The organism is Bacillus sp. EB01 (assembly GCF_000613125.1).
GTDB lineage: Bacteria > Bacillota > Bacilli > Bacillales > Cytobacillaceae > Bacillus_D.
The window spans coordinates 3,775,612-3,794,490 of sequence record NZ_HG964497.1; the positions used below are offsets into that span (position 1 = coordinate 3,775,612).

Sequence of the window (18,879 nt, forward strand, 5' to 3'; positions counted from 1 at the left end):
ACAAATGTTCCGTTTTTGAAGGAGGTGCCCAGATGACAAGAATACCTGAAAAAGACCGTGATATCATGGAACTGGCCATTTATTTGCCAATGGTACTGACAATTCTTAACAGAGATCTAGGTGTTATTGAAAATAGCCCATTCAAGCTTAAAAAGCCTTATAAGGAATTCGTTGAGGAAACAATGAAGGCTGTCCAGAAAGAACTTTCCGGGGTAAAAGCATACATGAAGGCAAACAATCTGAAGGTGATGGAGACGAAACGGGACGAGGCATTTACCATGTTCCTGTTCCTTTACAATGGCTATGAAGAATACCATAACTATTTTAATCCCCGCATCCGAAATAGGGTACAGGAGTTAATGGAGTATTATTTTATTGGCAGACATCGTTCTGGCGAAGAGGCCGCAGCTAAACAGCATACTGGGAGCCCATCCGTCCAAGGGCCAAGCAGGTCAGGAATTTCAAGGGCTAAATAGTTGGAGATATCTATTCAATAAACTGGCCATATCTGCGATGCTGTTCAGACGCTTCAAGGTGTCTCGGTCTATGCACTACATAATATGATTTTCGTTCCATTTGTTCAATTCGCTGCATAAGTTTTGTTCTGAGCAGGGCTGTTCGCAGAAGCTGATTTTTGAAGGAACTATAGGATACTGGAAGCGGATAGGACTGCTTGTTTTGAAATGTCACAACTGTATCGCCAACCGCGGTTCGTTCATGGTGCATAACATGTTCATGGGATATCCAAATACATTCAGGGCGGCTTGGCGATGTTGTAGGGAAAAGGTAAATGAAATTAGTGGGGTCAACAACTATGGGGACTTTGTGGGTAATACCGATCAATTGCCTCGTTCCCTCCCTCCTGCCGTCAAAGGAACTCCCGAAATACTCGCAGCTTTTCCTGACAATTTCAAGCGGCTTGAAGGGAGAGATGAATTCATCTTCGAGTTCGAAAATTTGTGAATACACCTTGCTTCCATACACAAATGGCTTAATAAACATTGTGCACGGGTTAATCTCATATTCTTCTATTTGCTTCTGTTTCACACTTTCAGCTCCTCGCTATTATGGATACTTGTCCATCATATCATTTCTTTTCCAAAATTTATCAAAACTAAAAGAAAGTTGCGAATTTATACACAATATCTATTTAAAAATATATTTTTCTGAAAATTAAAAATAATTAGTTGATTTTGATCCCCCCAACCAATATAATAAAAAAAAGCAGCAGGGAGGATTAAAAATGAACGAAAAATCCTATACGGAATTAATGAAAATCGGCGCCATGAAAAAGGAAAAGGCTGAAGGATCACTCCAGGAAATGTATGTTGAGATGCTGCTGAATGAAATCCAGCTAAACATTGAAAAGGAAAAATTGATGAAAAAGATCGATGAGTCACTGGAACAGCGTAACAAACTTGTATTTCTGGACTTAACTGGAAGCTTGAAGGAACTGAACAAACGATACGGAGCATAAAAGGCAGCCAATTTAGAGAATAAACGTAAATCCGCCTCAGGATTGGGGCGGATTTTTTCTGACCTATTAGTAGCTTATTACTGAATCTGAATGACAGGTACTAAACTACGAAGTGCCATTCCCGCAAGTGGTTAATTTTTGCCTATAAGATTATTTACTGTTCAGCGGCAATATGATTTCTCTGTCTTCATTCCTCGCCGAGTTTACAAGAGTTGAGACCTCGTAAAAATCAATTTTATTAGATGGAAATGGTGTAAGCAGTGATGTTAATTCAAGCGGGTTGTCTACTGCCGGGTCTAGCCAAATTTTCTGCTGCTCCGGTTCGAGGATTGCTGGCATTCTATCATGGATGGCGGCTGTTTTTTCGTTTGCCTCTGTAGTAATGATCGTGCATGAAAAAATGGTTTTTCCATCCTTGTCCCAGCGGTCAAAGAGACCCGCAAAAGCAAACGGGACTGTATCCTTGCTGACAAACCGGTAAGGCTGCTTGGTTTTCCCCTCCCGTTTCCATTCAAAATAGCCATCCGCCGGGATTATGCATCTTCTCGTCTTCAAGGGATTTTTAAAACTTGGCTTCTCATGGACTGATTCAGCCCGGGCATTGATCATTTTATAGCCTATTTTTTCGTCATTTGCCCAATATGGAATCAGGCCCCAGCGAAAATCCATCCCAACCCGCTTGCCGCCTCTGTTTACGATCGCAAGGATATCTGTTCCCGGCGCAATATTGTAACGCGGGTTCAAATCCCCGTCAAACTCGAAATCAAACTGCTGCATTAACGAATATACCTCAGTAATTAGCGAGAAACGTCCGCACATGGTACCTCATCCCCCATTCATGTTGCAAAAATTTTAACATGAATAAGTCCGAGAATGAAAGAAAACCCCTCAAGTGATGAGGGGTTCAATCTATTTCCACTAACCCAGTGCATGAGTGTGGGCGGAATGGGCTTGGTTTCAATAAGCATCTCTAAATTAATTCTCTAATCACACTTTTTCACCAAACAAATGAATCAGTTATAGTACTTTTCACTAGCCGGTCTCTGAGTAGTACTAGTGAACCCGAGGATGGTACTACTCAGAGTAGTACTAGAAATGACTATGCCGCTGCATCACACTTTTTCACCAAATGCATGAATCAGTCATAGCACTTTTCACTAGCCGGTCTCTGAGTAGTACTAGTGAACTCGAGGTGATAAATAGTAATACTCAGAGTAGTACTAGAAATGACTATGCCACCGCACAACACTTTTTCACCAAACACACGGGTCAGTTATAGTACTTTTCACTAGCCAGTCTCTGAGTAGTACTAGTAAACTCGAAATGATATATAGTAATACTCAGAGTAGTACTAGAAATGACTATGCCGCCAAATCACACTTTTTCACCAAATACATGAAACAGTCATAGCACTTTTCACTAGCCGGTCTCGGAGTAGTACTGTGAACTTGAGGTGACAAATAGTAATACTCAAAGTAAAACTAAAAACAACTCATAGCAGTAGCAACTTTCTTTAACTATGCTGAACCCAGTAGACGACCTTTTACAAATACAACCCCGCAAGGAAGATTCCAAGGCTTTCTTCATAAATCTCATTGAATTGCTCAAGTGGAAGAGGATTCACCCCGCTGCCAAGCTCGACCGTAAAGCCAGGCCGACGCCAATCCTGGATGAACCAATCCTTGTAGCCTGCATAGCTCTCGATGGTTTTAACAGGTTCATAGCCGCTGACTCTTGCAAACTCGTTCACCATAGTCTCGGATATAGCAGGCTCCAAATCTTCAAATCCCCAATAAATGACCTCTCCTTGGGTGTGGAAGGCTAGCACCCATGCAAAATCACGCCTCCTCGTCAGGTTGGCCATCGCAATAGCTTCAGGCTCGGATAATGGGCTTTCCCCACCGTAATCCCTTGGACCTGGTACCTTCGGATTCCGTGCGCGTTCCAGTTCCCATCTCGCTGGGAACTGGTCATTTAAATCAACACCCCGTAAATTGGCTTTCCAGTTTGAAAAGTCCGTGCTTCCATTGTTCCAGCCAACCACCCTGCTGTACCACGGGTCATTTGGCGGCAGCCCGTTGATGACCAGATGGACGCCATCCGGATTGACCATTGGAACCATCGAAAGGGTCGATTGCTGGTATAACGGAAAAACCGAAAGGCCGCGAATTCCCGTTTCATTTGTCAGAGCCAATAAATAGTCATTCAAAAAGGTCATTAGAACAGGCGTCGTAATCCATTCATTTGCGTGGAAAGATCCATTGTAATGAACCCGCTTGCTGCCATTTCCAATCAGCACCTCCGGTAGGCTCCGGCCGGCAACTGAATTGCCAATTGAAGAAACGCGGAAAAAAGGATAAACATTTTGCAGCCTTGAAAGATCGTTCATCATCGCTCCATGGTCATACTCTCGCCTGCCTTGGACAAGTCTCCATGTAATCCTGAGGGGAAGGAAAATGGTCTGTCCGACTAGAAGCCGGTTCGGATTCAGGCCTGGATTTACAAGCAGGATGGCATCGAGTGAAAGGTTTCTGCTCTGCGCAATTCGCCATAACGTATCTCCCGCCCTGATTTGATACCCGGTGGCAACAAAGCCTGGAATCCTGATTCTTTGCCCGACAGACAGGGCATCTGTGTTTATCCCTCTATTCGAGTCAACAATAAGTTGCAGGGTAATTCTGAATAGCTGGCTGTAATACCAGAGTGTATCGCCTCTCCTAACCGTTACCTCCATGCCTCTTCCCACCTTTAAAAACATGCATTCCCCAAACTATATGTGTGAATTTCGCGAATTATCCCCGTTACCGAAAGGGCATAGGCAGGGTGCATTTTTCTAAAATAGAAAAAGGCCGAGTTAGCCCCGGCCCAAACTTTATTCGTTCTTCTTATGCTTGATTTCATATTCCTCAAGCATGGTAATGCGCTCTAACATGGTCGGATGACCATATCGAAATATCTTGACCAGAAATGGAGGGTTTACCTGGCTAAGTCCGCTGCGGGTCAGTTCCTGGAAGCTGCCGATTGCTGCCTGAGGATTTTTTGTCATATTGATCGCATACGTATCTGCCCGGTTTTCCTGATAACGGGAAACGGCATTTGAGACGGGGCTCGAAATGAACATCAGCATCGACAGGATGACGAGGATGAGCGGCAGGCTGCGAATATCATCTGCTGATGAAATCTTCACTTCATTGCCCCATTTTTCTAGTACCCGCTTCATAATAACCTGAACAAGGTATAAACCGAAAAGCGATAGAAGCAAGTATCCCGCTATTCCAATATACAGATGCTTCTCGACATAGTGGGCCATTTCATGGGCCATTATGAAGAGAATTTGGTCATCATCAAGGCGGTTAAGCGTCGTATCCCAGAGGACGATCCGCGAATTGGACCCAATCCCGTTAACGTATGCATTCATTGCGTTCGTTTTTTCCGCCATATTCACTTCGTACACATGCTCGGCGGGTATATGGGCCTGGCTTGCCAGATTAAGGATTTTGGCTTCGAGATCTTTGTTTTTAAGCGGATAGAAATCATTGTATAACGGATCAATGATCACAGGCTGCAGGAACATCATGAACAGCGTAAATGGAATGGTCAGAAGCCATGCCGGCAGCCACCAGCGCTTCGGAAATTTTTTTAACAAAAAGTAAAGTACCGGGATGATAATCAATAGGGTTGCATAGTTGACCCAAAAATCAATCAATTCGTCCTTCATCCAGGATGGAATGGTTTGGGTTGAAATATTATAGGTCCTTGACAGCTTGTAACCAATATAGCTTAGCGGAAGCGCGGCTGCATACCCTGCAAGCGATAACCAGAACAAGTAAATCGGTGTTCTTAGAAACTTTCTTGGAGCGGATTCGTCAGCCCAGCGTTTAAAGCAGGTATTGAGCCCTGTCAGCATAATTAAAATGTAAAATAGCCATTCCCATGGGGATGCCAGGAAAAACAGCATATTCCTTATCTTTGAATACTCTTCAGTCAATTCAAGTTCGCGTCCATTCAGGAATGTCGCGGGGTCCGCACTTGTCCCCTGGTATTCAAACGGAAGGGCAGAACTTGAAAAATGGAACAAGTACCAATAAAAGAAAAGCCCGTAGAGCGCAAAAGCCAGGATTGCAAATGCCCCCATTTTCCTTGCCATAGTGTGTCCTCCTTTTTGTACAGCCTCTCTCTTATTAGTTTAGTATAAAAGTCTTTGTTTAGAACGAGGTTCCCCTCAACTTTAGGAACATGTTCCAATTATTCCAGAAAAAGCAGCCTGCCATACAGAAGAAAAGCGGAAGCGCCTTGTCCAGCGCCGTATGGACTGGAGGGCCTCGAAGGAGATAAAGGAAACACGATGAGTGCAAGCGAGTCGATGTTGACTTATCGTAACGAGGGGACCGAAGTACACTAGGCGCTAGGCGCTGGAGCTAGACAGCTCTCAAAAAAAATCTAATTTCTGGTGATTATAAGAAAAACCGCCCCCACAAAGGGACGGCACTTAAAGTATTCCTGATATGACGGACAGGACAGCAATGCTTCCGATCACCACAATAATTACATTTGCCCCAAGGAATGCTATGATAAACGCCGAGGCTGCACCAATCAGCCCAAATCTCAAATCTTCATGGATTGATAGAATCCCTGGAAAGATCAGCGCTCCAAGTGTTGCGAATGGAACATTTTTCAGAATCCCCTGCAGGAAAGGCGGAAGTTCCTTTCCCTTGAAAAGGACAAATGGCAGCATTCTCGGAATGTAGGTAACAATCCCCATGCCGATGATCATCCAAACGATTTCACTTTTCATCGCTGGCCACCCTCTTTCCCCTCACATATACGATAGCTTCAGCAATGAACGCAGAAAGCAGTGTTGCAGTGACAATCGACCAACCGGCTTCAAGCACCCCGCTCATTGTAAAAATGGTATTGAAGGCGGCAGCCATTGCGGCCAGATATACAACCTTCGCATTGCCTTTTATCGAAGGAACCAGAAGACCAATAAACATTGCATACAAAGCGACAGCCATACCATCCTGGAGCGTTTGCGGCAGATTGGAGCCAATCACATGGCCGATTCCTGAAAAAACTACCCAACTCGCATAAGAAATCAGAATGAGGCCGAACATATACCCCTTCCTGACCTCCCCTTCCTTCGTTGCGGCAACCGAAAAGGTTTCATCAGTCAAACCAAAGGAATAAATGGCTTTCGCACCAATATCGCCCTCGGGCGTTTTTTCATTCAAGGAAGTTGCCATCAGAAAGTGCCTGATATTAAGAATGAACGTAGTCAGGACAATTTCAAAGATACCAGTCCCTAGACTTAAAAGGCTTAGTGATATGTATTGGGCTGCTCCTGCAAAGACTATCAGGCTCATCAACAGCGTCTCGCTTATTGATAGTCCCGCTGATTTTGCTAAAAGCCCGAACGTTAGTGCAATCGGAAAATAGCCGATTGCGATACTGATGCCTGCCTGCAAACCGGATCTAAAATCTGTTGAAATTGTCATTTTTCCTGCTACTGTTTCTGCCATTTTCCATCCCCCTTGCCATGCAAAATCTCTATAAGGATAGATTTTACCAAAAATTCTGTCGTTCGGCATCCTATATTTTACGGGTTATGAAGTTTTTTCATGTTCCGCGGTATAATGGAATGTGGGGACCGGGTAGTTTGGCTGCTTTCCCCATTTCTCTACGGTAATTCACCTTACACTGTCGGCGGACCGGGTTTGTCCTGAATATGCGAAAATCTGTCCTGAATCGTTTGGGAAATGTCCTGAATCAGCCGGGAAATGTCCTGAATATCTTGAAATTTGTCCTGTATATTAAAAAAGTTGTCCTGATCGGTATAGCGATAAAAGGACATAACGCGTTTCGAAATGTAAAAATGTCCTTGAGCATACCGCTCAAGGACATTTCGATAGATGTTGTTAGGGAGGAGAAATACCCTTCCCTGCTTCGCCAGCCTCTAAATAAATCAAAAATACTAAACTTACTTTCCCTTAAAGTTTGGCTTTCGCTTTTCGCTGAACGCGACAAGCGCTTCTACCCTGTCCTCGGTCGGGATCAATTCCTCGTAAGCTTCCCGCTCGATTTTCAGCCCAGTCTGCAAATCAGTTTCCATTCCCCGTTTGATGGCGAACTTTGCCTGTCTTAAAGCAATCGGGCCGTTCCCCAAAAGCCTCTCGGCGAATTCAAGACTAGACTCCATCACTTTGCCTTCCTCCGCAAGCCTGGTCAGCAGTCCATATTGGTCTGCTTCTCCTGCTGTAAGCCTGTGGGCGCCAAGAATAAGTTCCAGAGCCTTAGCCTGTCCAATCAGCCTTGGCAGGCGCTGCGTACCGCCAGCTCCGGGGATAATCGCAAGACTCGTCTCGGTCAACCCGAGCTGGATGCCCTGTTCGGCAATCCTGAAGTCACATGCCAACGCGAGCTCCATACCACCGCCAAATGCGAACCCGTTAATCGCAGCAATTGTTGGCTGCGGCATCCCATCGACAAGATTGAAGACTTCACTTATTTTTCCGACGTTCCGTAAAACCTGCTCGACGCTCAGCGTTTTCCTTTCCTTCAAGTCAGCACCTACGCTGAAAGCCTTCTCCCCCGCCCCTGTAAAAATGACTACCCTGATTGTCTGGTCGGCACTAACCTCCTCAACTACTTCCTGAAGCCGAAGCAAGGTTTCATAATTGAAAGCATTCATTACTTCTGGCCTATTAATCGTTATAATCGCAATGTGGTTTTTTTTCTCTAACAAAATCTGATCCAATCTTTAACACCTCAATTCTTTACAGTGGAAAGGGCAGGTTTCATCTCCTGCCCCCTTGTTACTTTATTTCCTCTCAAGCTCACTTAGTCAAACGTTCTCGTTACTAACCTCTTCTTTACTTTTTTGTTGCTTCCGCCACCTGGGTACGCAGCGCCCTGCGCAGAATCTTCCCAGTCGTATTCTTCGGAAGTTCTTCCAGGAATTCAATTGTTTTCGGCACCTTATACTTAGCCAGGTGGGCGGCACAGAACTCGCGAAGTTCCTCTTCACCCAGCGCCGGATTTTTAGTTACAACATAGGCAACAACAGCCTCGCCGAAGTCAGGGTCAGGGACACCAAGGACCGCGGCTTCAACAATCTCAGGATGGTCGTATAGAACCTCTTCAACCTCACGGGGATACACATTGTAGCCTCCGACGAGGACCATATCCTTTTTCCGGTCAACGATGTAGAAGTATCCCTCCTCATCCATCCTGGCCAGGTCTCCTGTATACAGCCAGCCGTCCTTGATAGCCGCAGCAGATTCTTCAGGCATCTTGTAATAGCCCTTCATCACGTTCGGGCCGCGGACAATCAGTTCACCGACCTGTCCTGGAGGCAGCACCTCGCCAAGTTCATTGACCACCCGGTTCTCAACATTGAGGATCGAAGTGCCAATCGAACCCGGCTTCCTTTCACGGTCGAGTGGATTGAAGCAGGTGACCGGTGATGCTTCTGACAAACCATAGCCTTCAGAAATCCTAACATTGAATGTTTTTTCAAAGTTATACAAGAGAGCGACCGGCATCGATGCTCCTCCTGATACAGAAAGCCGTAAATGCTTAAAGTCCTCAACATTGCCGCCAGCTCCAGCGAATTGGAGAAGGAAGTTGTACATGGTCGGTACTCCAGCAAAAATCGTTGCCTCGTAATCACGAGCCAAATCATAAATTTCCTTCGGGCTAAAGCGAGGCGCAATCAGCATCGTCGCCCCGCTCATTAGCGGAGCATTCAAAGCAACTGTCAGGCAAAAAACATGAAACATCGGAAGCGTCGTAATAATACGATCGTTTTCATCCATTTTTAAATAACTGCCGACATCAATAGCATTGCTGTAAATATTTTTGTGGGTCAGCATAGCCCCCTTCGGCTTTCCCGTTGTTCCTGAGGTATACAAAATAATTGCCGTATCGTCTTCGGCAAGGTTGGGGCCTATGTAATCAAGACGGCCGGAAGCCAGCACCTCTGTAAACGGTTTCAATTTTGGGTAAATCGATAGCTCCTCTGCCTTTATTGCCGCAGCTTCAGGCTGGTTGGAGTCACAAATGATATAATGTTCAATTTTAGGAAGCAGGTTGTGGGACTTTTCTGCGACCGGCAGCAGCAAATCCAATGATACAACAGCCTTTACATCCCCATTGGTAAGGATATAACCGATTTCATCGGCACTATAGAGTGGATTAACCGGAATGACGGTGGCACCGAGCCGAAGTGCCCCATATAAGCTGATAACAAAATATGGCGAATTACCTAGCAGAAGGGCAATATTATCCCCTTTTTTAATCCCCAGCTGCTCAAGGCCCGACGCAAATTTAGTAATGGCGGCATCCAGCTCCCCATAGGCAGTCGGTTTTCCCATGAAATAGTATGCTGGCTTGCCAGGTACAGTCTGAGCTGTCTCATGCAACTTTGCTGATATGTTCAACTCCTTTTCCCCCTTGTTCGAAAAATGAATGGCTGTTCATTCATTATTCTTTAAAATTTAAAATATTCTAAATACATTATAGAGCCATCGTCAACCCCCTTCAAGTTTAAGCCAACCAAATTATATATAAAAAGAGAATAACGGCTTATGGAAAAATTGACACTAGTGAAGATTAGCAGTGTGTGAGTCTGAAAGTGGGCAGTTCATCTTTATTTGCAAAAATTCACTCGGGATTGCCTTGAAGCCTATTGGTGACGTTTCTCCTTAAATCCTGCTTCCAAATGTCACCAAGACGCTCTATTGGTTACATTTCGCCTTAAATCTTCTCTCAAAATGTTACCAATACACATTGTTGGTTACGTTTCTCCCGTAAATCTATTCCAAAACGTATCCAAGACTCGACTTCCCTTTTAACAAGGCTATGTTAAACAATGTTGTTGATTTCGAACATCCAACAATGCTTTTTCAAAAAAAGCTCCCCAAAAAGGTCGCAAGCTCAATGACCTTTTGGAAAGCCTTTTTATTAATATACTAGCCCAATGAACTCTTCCTTTGTCACGTTGCCGAAATAGTGCTTGATATCAACGTCCTTCAGAGCCTTTTCAATCTCAGAGCGCTCATAGCGGAGGCCTTTTAGCTTCTCCTCAATTTCGTTAACGTCGCCAACTCCAAAGAAATCGCCGTAAATTTTACAGTTTTCAATCTTTCCTCTGTCAACTTCGAGCCTAAGGTCGATTGACCCGACAGGGAAACGATGTGAACGCTGAAGATTGAACTTAGGGGACTTGCCATAATTCCAATCCCAATTCTGGTAGCGTTCCTTAGATAGTTGATGGATTTTTTCCCAATCGCTATCGGTTAGTTTATATTCCGGAATATGATCGGCACCATCAAAGATATAGTTCAATAGCAGAGAGCGGAATTCCTCCATAGTAATTTTCTTGTCCAGAAACTCGGAAATATTGGCTACCCGGCTGCGGACAGACTTAATGCCCTTGGATTCAATCTTGTCCTTTTTCACCTTTAAGGCAGAAACGACCGCATCAATTTCCGAATCCAGCATGAGCGTTCCATGGCTGAACATCCTGCCCCTGGTTGAGAACATCGCATTTCCTGAAATTTTCCGGCCATCAACGACCAGATCATTCCTGCCGCTTAATTCAGCATTGACACCAAGCCGGTTAAGGGCCGCGACGACAGGCTCAGTGAACTTCCTGAAGTTATGGAAGCTTTCACCATCGTCCTTCGTGATGAAGCTGAAATTCAGGTTGCCGAGATCGTGATAGACCGCCCCTCCGCCTGAAAGCCTGCGGACAACATGAATTCCGTTTGCCTCTACGTAATCTGTATTGATTTCTTCAACGGTGTTTTGGTTCTTTCCAATGATAATCGATGGCCCGTTTATGTAAAAAAGCAAGTACGTTTCGTTGATGTCGAGGTTTTTTAAGGCGTATTCCTCAATTGCCAAATTGATTCGGGGATCTGTGATACCCTGATTATCGATAAACAGCATGTTACATTCTCCTTTTTCAGCCTAAAAAGGCTAGTATTGTATTTAGATTTCTACAGCCATGAATTCGTATGCCAGGCTGATAGGCCCGTCCCATTCTTCTGAAGCCTGAGCAACTAGGTCATCAATATTTCCATAATGGGGAAGATGTGTGAGAATGAGTTTTTTGACTTCGGCCCTGCGAGCGAAGATTCCGCATTCCTTACTATTCATATGGCCGGCACCTTTACCTGATTGATTTGAGTAAAAATTACATTCCGAAAGCAGCACATCCGCATGCCTGGAAAACTCGACAAACTCCTCTTTAAAGGAGCTGTCAGCCGTATAGACGAAGGACTTTCCGCCCGCCTCAAACTTCATCGCAAAGCAAGGTACGGGATGAGCAGTTTTAAGAAAGGTTACTTTAAATGGTCCAATTTCCAAGGTCCGAGTTGGGTCGTAGGCAACACCCCTGGTCTTATCATCATGTGTCAGCTTAGCGAATTCAGCCTGGTCCTCCCTATGCGCGTAAATAGGCAGAACTGGCAGCTTGCCAACAAGGAAGCTTTGAATCAGTCTGGCATGGTAGAGAACTCCAATATCTGCAATATGGTCAGGGTGGTAATGCGACAGGATAACCGCATCCAGCTCCTCAGGTTTTACAACATGCGGCATTTTGGCAAGTACACCGCTGCCGCAATCGATTAACAGCTTGAACCCGTCATGCTCCAATAAATACCCTGAGCTTGCCCCATCCTTTTTTGGGTATCCGCCCCAAAAACCTATCACCGTTAGTTTCATTTGTTCCCACCTCGTTTAAATAGGATTCACTTAGTATTAACTATACTGAAAATATCAATATTTTTCATGCTTTGGACCTGCAAAAACGGAACCCACTTGTGGAGCTCAACGTAGATATGTTTTATAAGAATATCTTGCCACTTTTCAAAACACCTATAAAAAACCCGCGCCGATTTGGAGCGGGTAGAGTGAATCAAGTTATATTACAATGAACCAATTAGTTTAATTTTTACTCCAGGTGTGATCGTATTCCGGAAAGTCTGGCACGCCATCTATTCCAGTTAAACAGATTTAGTCCAACCTATATTAGCTTTGCAATCCTAAAAAGTTCAGGACATCCCTGACAGCCGCTTCTCCCTGGTCGATGCAATCCGGGAGCCCGACTCCTTCATAAGAGGCTCCGGCGAGATACACACCGGGAAGTTCGGTTGCCAAATGCCGCTTTAGTGTTTCGAGCCTCTGCTTATGGCCGACCGTATATTGTGGCATCGAATCTTTCCAGCGGGAGATGATCACAAATTCGGGCCTTGCTTGAATATTCATCGCTTTTCTCAAGTCTTCGAGGACAATCTCAGTAATTTTGTCATCGGACAAATCGACTACTGTATCATCTCCAGCCCGTCCGACATAGCAGCGCAATAGTGCTTTCCCTTCCGGTGCAGCATGTGCCCACTTTTTGTGAGTCCACGTGCAGGCCGTAATAGAATAATCACCATTCCTGGAAACCAGAAATCCAGTACCATTAATATCGTCCTTAATCACACTTTCCGGGAATGCCATCGCTACTGTCGCAACAGAGGTAGACGGCATGCTTTTTAGCGGTTCAAAAAAACTGTACTCGGAAAAAATCGAATGAGCGACATGGTGAGGCACCGCCGAAATAATGCAGTCAGCAATCAGAGGTTCCCCGTTAAAAAGATTTATTTCATAAAATCCGTCTTCTTTGACGACGTTCTTGACTTTGTACCCTTTTAGGATCGTGTTTGGATTGAGTTTTGACTCAATTGCATCAGCAAACGACTGGAATCCGGTACGAAATGCAAGAAATCCTCCGCCCTTATTCTTGGAGCCTTGCTGACTCTGCGGCGTCTTCGGTGCTGGTGTGGTTTTTTTCATCCCAACAATCAAACTTCGGTGATTTTGCTCCACCTCATAAAATTGCGGAAAAGTAGACATTAGACTTAGTTGATAAATATCTCCAGCGTAAATCCCGGACAAGAGCGGTTCAATCAGGTTTTCGACAACCTCCCCGCCGAGCCGCCTTTTAAAGAATTTTCCCAGTGATTGGTCTTTTCCCTCCGGCGACTTTGGCAAAATGAAATCGGCCGCAGCCCTGAGCTTCCCTGGAACAGAAAACAAACCAGTTGTAAGAAAAGGCGCAATCTGAGTCGGTATGCCCATGATGGAGCCCCCCGGCATCGGGTGGAGCTTATCATTCACGAGTACATAAGATTGTCCAGTGGAATTGCTGACCAGCTTATCGTCCATCCCAACTTCAGCCGCAAGTCGCGACATACTGGTTTTGCGAGCCAGAAACGAATCTGGCCCCCGCTCGATTACGAAGCCATCCCGTACTATAGTCTGCATTTTTCCACCAAGACGGTGAGAAGCCTCTACGAGCAAAACCTCTACAGGCAATTCCTGCTCCCGGACGGCTTTCTGAAGATAGTAAGCTGCCGTAAGGCCCGCGATTCCACCTCCCATGATGATTACTCTTTTCTTGGCTTGCTCCACATCTATCGCCTCATTTATTGAATGTTATTGTCCCCCCGAGCTTTTTCAAAATCACTTCGGATAGGGCATCTATGAACTCTGGCTGGCTATTCGGCATATCTGGGCGATAATAGGCAGCGCCTACTTCATCGCAGACTACTTTGCATTCGTAATCGTTATCATAAAGTACTTCAAGATGCTCGGCAACGAAACCGGCAGGCACATAGACAAACGCTTTATAGCCATGCTCGGCATGGAGATCCCGTGTCAGGTCCTGTACATCCGGCCCAAGCCATGGCTCTGGAGTCTGGCCGGCACTTTGCCAGCCGACTGCATAATCCTTTATACCCGCTTCCCTGGCAATCAACTCTGCAGTCTCCTTCAGCTGGTTTGGATATGGGTCACCAAATTGAAGGATTTTTTCCGGAAGGCTGTGTGCCGAAACGATAAGGACTGCATGATCACGCTGCTCAGCAGGCATTTCTGCAAATGTATTCCTCACACGGTCCGCCCAGTATGTGATGAATTTCGGCTCTTCATACCAGCTTTCGACGGAAACAATAGTCGGGCCGCCAAGCTTGTCAGCCTCTTCCTTTGCACGTCCATTATAGGATTTCACGCTGAACGTTGAAAAGTGGGGAGCCAGAACGATGCTTACAGCTTCCTCTATGCCATCTGCATGCATTTGCTGGACTGCATCTTCAATGAATGGATCGATATGCTTAAGCCCAAGATACATCTTGAACTCAATTTCATTCTGGATTTCATTTAAGCGTGCTTCAAGCCCTCTTGCCTGCTTTTCTGTTATGTCAGCCAATGGTGAAATACCGCCAATCGCCTCATAGCGGCTCCGTAAATCCTCCAGCAATTCCTCAGAAGGCTTTCGGCCATGGCGTATATGAGTATAATAGCGTTCAAGATCATCTAATGTATGGGGTGTCCCGTAGGCCATTACAAGTAGGCCCATTTTCTTTCTTTCCATTTTCCACACCTCTTAATCTCCCGGCCTAGCCGGGCATTTGTCTCGTGTAAGTGTTTTCAACCTTAAACGGCAGGGATTTCTCCCTGCCGATGCGAGTTCCATACTATTTTGCCAAATAATCGGCCACTATACCACTATTTAGACTCGTTCTAATTAACGGCTTAGTTTAGAAGCCGAATATTCGTGGACAAAGCTAGTCAATTTTTTCAACACATCAGGATTAACTGATGGGAAGACCCCATGGCCAAGGTTGAAGATATAGCCAGGACGAGCCATTCCTTGATCAAGAATTGCCTTCGTCCGCTCTTCAATAACTTCCCATGGAGCTAGCAGGATTGCCGGGTCAAGATTGCCCTGAACCGTTTTATTGATTCCCATTGCCCTCGCCTCGCTGATTGGGAGGCGCCAATCTAGGCCGACAACATCAAGCGGCAGATCGTGCCATTCAAGTGCGAGATGGCTCGCGCCGACACCGAACATGATTAAAGGTACATTCTCTTCACGGAGCTCGGAAAAAATCCTTTCCATGACAGGCTTAATGAATATGCGGTAATCTTCAACATTCAACGCTCCAACCCAGGAGTCGAAAATTTGGATTGCCCGGGCTCCCGCTTTAATCTGAGACTTCACATACGTAATCGTTGTCTCGGCTAGTTTGTCCATTAGCGCGAACCATGCCTTTGGTTCAGCGTACATGAACGCTTTAGTTTTATTATAGTTTTTGGACGGTCCGCCTTCGATCATATAGCTTGCTAGCGTGAACGGTGCACCTGAGAAGCCAATCAACGGCACAGAAAGCTGTTCTTCAGTCAAAAGCTTGATAGTTTCGATTACATATGGAACATCCTGTTCAGGATTAAGTTCGCCAAGCTTTTCAACATCTGCAAGTGAAGTAATCGGGTTTGAAATGACAGGCCCAATTCCCGCTTTAATATCAACATCCACACCTAATGCAGGCAGCGGAGTCATAATATCTTTATACAGGATGGCAGCATCTACATTGTACTGCTCAACCGGAAGCCTTGTTACATAAGCGCAAAGCTCAGGCTGATGGGTGATTTCAAACAGGGAGTACTTTTCTTTGATTGCCCGATACTCTGGCTGGGAACGGCCTGCCTGGCGCATATACCAGACCGGTACATGGTCAGTCTTTTCACCTCTCGCTGCTTTTAAAAACGTTTCGTTGATCTCTCTCATTGCAGTTCCACCTTTCACGACATATCTCTCAACATTGTAATATAATCACGATAAAAATAGAAATCATCTAAATTTCATAACTGTTTCAACTATATCTATAAATTTCAGGCGTGCATAGGGAACGGTACCAACTGTCAAAAAAAAGTCGTTTTTAAGTTTGCAAGTCTGTAACTTAAGGGGAAGATACAAGTGAGCCTTTATAACCGTATCCAAAACTTACAAAAAGGAGAGATTGCATGAACATTTATATTACAGCGGGAACCTACGATTTTCTCGAAAAATTGGCGGAAAAACATGGCGGCGAGCACATGGTGCTGATGTCCGGGGAGGAAGGGGCTTTGCTTCTTCATGAAACACCGGGAGAGACAGTCTTCAATTCTCCTAGAAAATATGAAGTACTCGAAGCTGTTGGGGCAATTGAAGGCGAAGGCCTTGTTATCATGAACAATATTCCTGTAACCGACGAGGGCAGATCGGGCTTTGAATACCGCTTTAAAAACCGCGCTGGCAAGATCGAGAATACAGAAGGATTCAAGGCGCTTCGGGTCCTCCGTCCACTGGGCTCGAATACGTATGTAATTTTAACAGTTTGGGAGGATGAAGTGGCCTTCCATCGCTGGAAGGAATCGGACGACTTTAGCCAAGGCCATGGGCATGGCGGATCAGGAAACGCTTCAAACATCTTTGCAGGCCAATCGTATGTATCACGTTATACAATCGGATAGCATGGTGTACAGAGCAGGCATTGGGGGCCTGCTCTTTTTCATGAAAAAATAGCAGAATTACCTCCCCGCATTTCCCCATTTTCCTATCACCCATCCCCTGATTTTTCATATCCTGTAGTACATCCGCCCAATTGGGCGGGGACGAAGGGAGGATTCCTTATATGCTTGTAGAGCTGACTGCTCTCCATTGGATATATGTTGTTTTTATAGGTCTTATTATTGGTTTTATGGTTATGAGGCGTGATACAACGCTAGTTTGTATCGCTGGCATCTTCCTTATCGCCCTCTCTGCGACGGGGTCCCTAAGCGGCTCAGTCAGCAGTATTTTCAACAGTTTCATTTATGCAATCACTGAGCTCCTGTCGACGATCTTGATCATTTCAATCATTGTTGGAATGAGCAAAACGCTGACGACTACAGGAATTAACGATGTCATGATTTCCCCTTTTACAAAGCTGATTAAAAACCCAACACTCGCATACTGGACAATCGGGATTCTTATGATGCTGATTTCCTGGTTCTTCTGGCCTTCCCCTGCTGTTGCGCTCCTCGGCGCAGTCCTTCTGCCGGTTGCTATAAGGGCTGGCTTACCTGCTTTAGGAGTAGCCATGGCTATGAACTTGTTTGGACATGGAATTGCCCTTTCCGGTGACTTTGTCATCCAGGCAGCACCGAAGTTGACAGCCGATGCCGCTGGGCTGTCAGTTGGTGAAGTCATAAATGCCAGCATTCCACTCGTCTTTGTCATGGGTGCTGTCACAACCCTGGCAGCTTTCTATTTTATAAAAAGGGATATGAGGCTAGGTAAACTGACTCATTCAACCGGCTTGACTGGCGGAAAAGAAGAAATAACGAAAGCGGATCCAACGTTGTTGTCTCACGGCCAAAAGCGATTCTTCGCCTTACTCATCCCGCTTTTGTTTGCGATTGATGTCGCAGCAATGTACGTTCTGAAGCTTCAGGGAGGAGACGCGACAGCGCTTCTCGGCGGAACTTCCGTATTGATCCTTCTCACCATCACACTCACCGCACACAAGAACAAAGGCCTTGAAAAAACAACTCAGTATCTAATTGATGGATTTGTATTCGGATTTAAAGTTTTCGGACCTGTCATTCCAATTGCAGCTTTCTTTTACCTTGGTGACTCTGGCTTTGGAAAAATCATTGGTGATTATCTACCGAAGGCATCGCAGGGTATTGTCAACGACCTCGGTGTTGCACTCGCCGGAGTTGTTCCTCTCACAAAAGAAATTGCGGCTGTCACCTTAACTTCTGTTGGTGCCATCACAGGACTTGATGGATCAGGCTTCTCAGGAATCTCGCTTGCTGGATCAGTTGCCGGGCTGTTCGCAGTTGCAATTGGCAAGGGCGCAGCCACATTGACCGCCCTTGGCCAGATTGCGGCCATCTGGGTCGGCGGCGGAACACTTGTCCCATGGGCCCTCATCCCTGCCGCCGCGATTTGTAATGTTGACCCGTTCGAGCTGGCAAGAAGAAACCTTCTCCCAGTCACAATCGGTCTCGTCGTTACAACCATTGTCGCAATGTTCCTTATATAGCAAAAAACAGCCTTTAGGGGCTGTTCTGTTTTTTTCTATGTCACCCATTTGAATCGGAACTATGAATAACGGCGATAAATTGCTGGATGAATAAAAAAACTCACTCTCCTTCAAATAAGAGTTTTGTCCTTAATCGAGTAACCAGCAAAGTAAACAAAATAAGCGGAGAATTTTCGGTTAAATGCAGAAAGGAGTTCATATCGGTGAAAATAAGCGGAGTTTTTCCGTTTATGCAAAGCAAAAGCCCCTATTTTCATATATTTTGAGTCAATAGGCGGAATCTCTCCGTCTATTTTAAATATAATCAATGCTATTCACTAATTAAGCGAAATTCTTCCGGCTATTTACCTGCTCGGGTTTACCCAAACGATAAATGCTGACCTCCTTGATTTTAAATGAAGAAATCAGCAGCTTTTTATCGACCAGCTTATACAATTGGTGCTCAAAACAACACTGCAAATGACCGAAATTATAATCCTCTTTTTCTATTCTTATTTT

Annotated in this window: 17 protein-coding genes; 4 read left to right on the forward strand and 13 right to left on the reverse strand. The window is 45.2% G+C overall.

What is annotated here, in order from left to right; all coding sequences use genetic code 11:
- Positions 1-32 precede the first annotated feature (32 nt).
- Positions 33-476 carry a hypothetical protein gene (locus TY16_RS17570; protein ID WP_231505642.1) on the forward strand — a complete coding sequence of 148 codons (444 nt, stop codon included), beginning with the start codon at positions 33-35 and terminating at the stop codon, positions 474-476.
- A 10-nt stretch (positions 477-486) separates the two neighbouring features.
- On the opposite strand, the gene TY16_RS17575 is transcribed toward TY16_RS17570, so the two are convergent.
- Positions 487-1,047 carry a competence protein ComK gene (locus tag TY16_RS17575; RefSeq protein ID WP_231505643.1) on the reverse strand — a complete coding sequence of 187 codons (561 nt, stop codon included), beginning with the start codon at positions 1,045-1,047 and terminating at the stop codon, positions 487-489.
- 196 nt (positions 1,048-1,243) lie between these two features.
- Between TY16_RS17575 and TY16_RS17580 the strand changes: the two genes are divergently transcribed.
- The gene (locus TY16_RS17580; RefSeq protein WP_043933120.1) at positions 1,244-1,477 is read left to right on the forward strand and encodes an IDEAL domain-containing protein; all 234 of its coding nucleotides are present in this window, start codon (positions 1,244-1,246) and stop codon (positions 1,475-1,477) included.
- Positions 1,478-1,627: 150 nt separating this feature from the next.
- Here TY16_RS17580 and TY16_RS17585 read toward each other — a convergent pair whose 3' ends face one another.
- From TY16_RS17585 to hemE, 12 genes are all read right to left on the reverse strand, one after another.
- Positions 1,628-2,296, reverse strand: a complete 669-nt coding sequence (locus TY16_RS17585; protein ID WP_043933121.1) for an SOS response-associated peptidase — start codon at positions 2,294-2,296, stop codon at positions 1,628-1,630.
- A gap of 724 nt (positions 2,297-3,020) precedes the next feature.
- Positions 3,021-4,211, reverse strand: a complete 1,191-nt coding sequence (locus TY16_RS17590) for a M14 family metallopeptidase (protein ID WP_043933122.1) — start codon at positions 4,209-4,211, stop codon at positions 3,021-3,023.
- A gap of 138 nt (positions 4,212-4,349) precedes the next feature.
- On the reverse strand, positions 4,350-5,624 hold the full coding sequence (locus TY16_RS17595; RefSeq protein WP_043933123.1) for a M48 family metallopeptidase: 1,275 nt from the start codon (positions 5,622-5,624) through the stop codon (positions 4,350-4,352).
- Between the two features lie 342 nt (positions 5,625-5,966).
- Positions 5,967-6,272, reverse strand: coding sequence for an AzlD domain-containing protein (locus tag TY16_RS17600; protein WP_043933124.1), 306 nt, complete (start codon positions 6,270-6,272; stop codon positions 5,967-5,969).
- Entirely contained in the window at positions 6,262-6,996 is a 735-nt protein-coding gene (locus tag TY16_RS17605; RefSeq protein ID WP_043933125.1) for an AzlC family ABC transporter permease, read from the reverse strand. Before TY16_RS17605 ends, TY16_RS17600 begins: the two co-directional genes overlap by 11 nt.
- Positions 6,997-7,454: 458 nt before the next feature.
- Positions 7,455-8,231, reverse strand: a complete 777-nt coding sequence (locus TY16_RS17610) for an enoyl-CoA hydratase-related protein (RefSeq protein WP_043933126.1) — start codon at positions 8,229-8,231, stop codon at positions 7,455-7,457.
- Positions 8,232-8,346: 115 nt separating this feature from the next.
- Positions 8,347-9,915: a fatty acid--CoA ligase family protein gene (locus TY16_RS17615; RefSeq protein ID WP_043933127.1), complete on the reverse strand. Its 1,569-nt coding sequence runs from the start codon at positions 9,913-9,915 to the stop codon at positions 8,347-8,349.
- 523 nt (positions 9,916-10,438) lie between these two features.
- Positions 10,439-11,428, reverse strand: coding sequence for a lipoate--protein ligase (locus TY16_RS17620; RefSeq protein WP_043933128.1), 990 nt, complete (start codon positions 11,426-11,428; stop codon positions 10,439-10,441).
- 42 nt (positions 11,429-11,470) lie between these two features.
- Positions 11,471-12,205, reverse strand: coding sequence for an MBL fold metallo-hydrolase (locus TY16_RS17625; RefSeq protein ID WP_043933129.1), 735 nt, complete (start codon positions 12,203-12,205; stop codon positions 11,471-11,473).
- A gap of 306 nt (positions 12,206-12,511) precedes the next feature.
- Positions 12,512-13,939 carry a protoporphyrinogen oxidase gene (hemY, locus tag TY16_RS17630; RefSeq protein WP_043933130.1) on the reverse strand — a complete coding sequence of 476 codons (1,428 nt, stop codon included), beginning with the start codon at positions 13,937-13,939 and terminating at the stop codon, positions 12,512-12,514.
- A gap of 10 nt (positions 13,940-13,949) precedes the next feature.
- Positions 13,950-14,900, reverse strand: a complete 951-nt coding sequence (gene hemH / locus TY16_RS17635; protein WP_043933131.1) for a ferrochelatase — start codon at positions 14,898-14,900, stop codon at positions 13,950-13,952.
- Between the two features lie 153 nt (positions 14,901-15,053).
- Positions 15,054-16,097, reverse strand: coding sequence for a uroporphyrinogen decarboxylase (gene hemE / locus TY16_RS17640; protein ID WP_043933132.1), 1,044 nt, complete (start codon positions 16,095-16,097; stop codon positions 15,054-15,056).
- A 236-nt stretch (positions 16,098-16,333) separates the two neighbouring features.
- On the opposite strand from hemE, the gene TY16_RS17645 reads away from it, so the two are divergent.
- Together TY16_RS17645 and TY16_RS17650 are read left to right on the forward strand one after the other, a co-directional pair.
- Positions 16,334-16,822 carry an antibiotic biosynthesis monooxygenase family protein gene (locus TY16_RS17645; protein WP_043933133.1) on the forward strand — a complete coding sequence of 163 codons (489 nt, stop codon included), beginning with the start codon at positions 16,334-16,336 and terminating at the stop codon, positions 16,820-16,822.
- A 161-nt stretch (positions 16,823-16,983) separates the two neighbouring features.
- Positions 16,984-18,381 carry a hypothetical protein gene (locus tag TY16_RS17650; protein WP_043933134.1) on the forward strand — a complete coding sequence of 466 codons (1,398 nt, stop codon included), beginning with the start codon at positions 16,984-16,986 and terminating at the stop codon, positions 18,379-18,381.
- Positions 18,382-18,879: the final 498 nt, after the last annotated feature.

Coding starts and splice junctions, on each gene's coding strand:
- TY16_RS17570 (WP_231505642.1), top strand. CDS start 33: ATGACAAGAATACCTGAAAAAGACCGTGATATCATGGAACTGGCCATT.
- TY16_RS17580 (WP_043933120.1), top strand. CDS start 1,244: ATGAACGAAAAATCCTATACGGAATTAATGAAAATCGGCGCCATGAAA.
- TY16_RS17585 (WP_043933121.1), bottom strand. CDS start 2,296: ATGTGCGGACGTTTCTCGCTAATTACTGAGGTATATTCGTTAATGCAG.
- TY16_RS17590 (WP_043933122.1), bottom strand. CDS start 4,211: ATGGAGGTAACGGTTAGGAGAGGCGATACACTCTGGTATTACAGCCAG.
- TY16_RS17595 (WP_043933123.1), bottom strand. CDS start 5,624: ATGGCAAGGAAAATGGGGGCATTTGCAATCCTGGCTTTTGCGCTCTAC.
- TY16_RS17600 (WP_043933124.1), bottom strand. CDS start 6,272: ATGAAAAGTGAAATCGTTTGGATGATCATCGGCATGGGGATTGTTACC.
- TY16_RS17605 (WP_043933125.1), bottom strand. CDS start 6,996: ATGGCAGAAACAGTAGCAGGAAAAATGACAATTTCAACAGATTTTAGA.
- TY16_RS17620 (WP_043933128.1), bottom strand. CDS start 11,428: ATGCTGTTTATCGATAATCAGGGTATCACAGATCCCCGAATCAATTTG.
- TY16_RS17625 (WP_043933129.1), bottom strand. CDS start 12,205: ATGAAACTAACGGTGATAGGTTTTTGGGGCGGATACCCAAAAAAGGAT.
- hemH (WP_043933131.1), bottom strand. CDS start 14,900: ATGGAAAGAAAGAAAATGGGCCTACTTGTAATGGCCTACGGGACACCC.
- hemE (WP_043933132.1), bottom strand. CDS start 16,097: ATGAGAGAGATCAACGAAACGTTTTTAAAAGCAGCGAGAGGTGAAAAG.
- TY16_RS17645 (WP_043933133.1), top strand. CDS start 16,334: ATGAACATTTATATTACAGCGGGAACCTACGATTTTCTCGAAAAATTG.
- TY16_RS17650 (WP_043933134.1), top strand. CDS start 16,984: ATGCTTGTAGAGCTGACTGCTCTCCATTGGATATATGTTGTTTTTATA.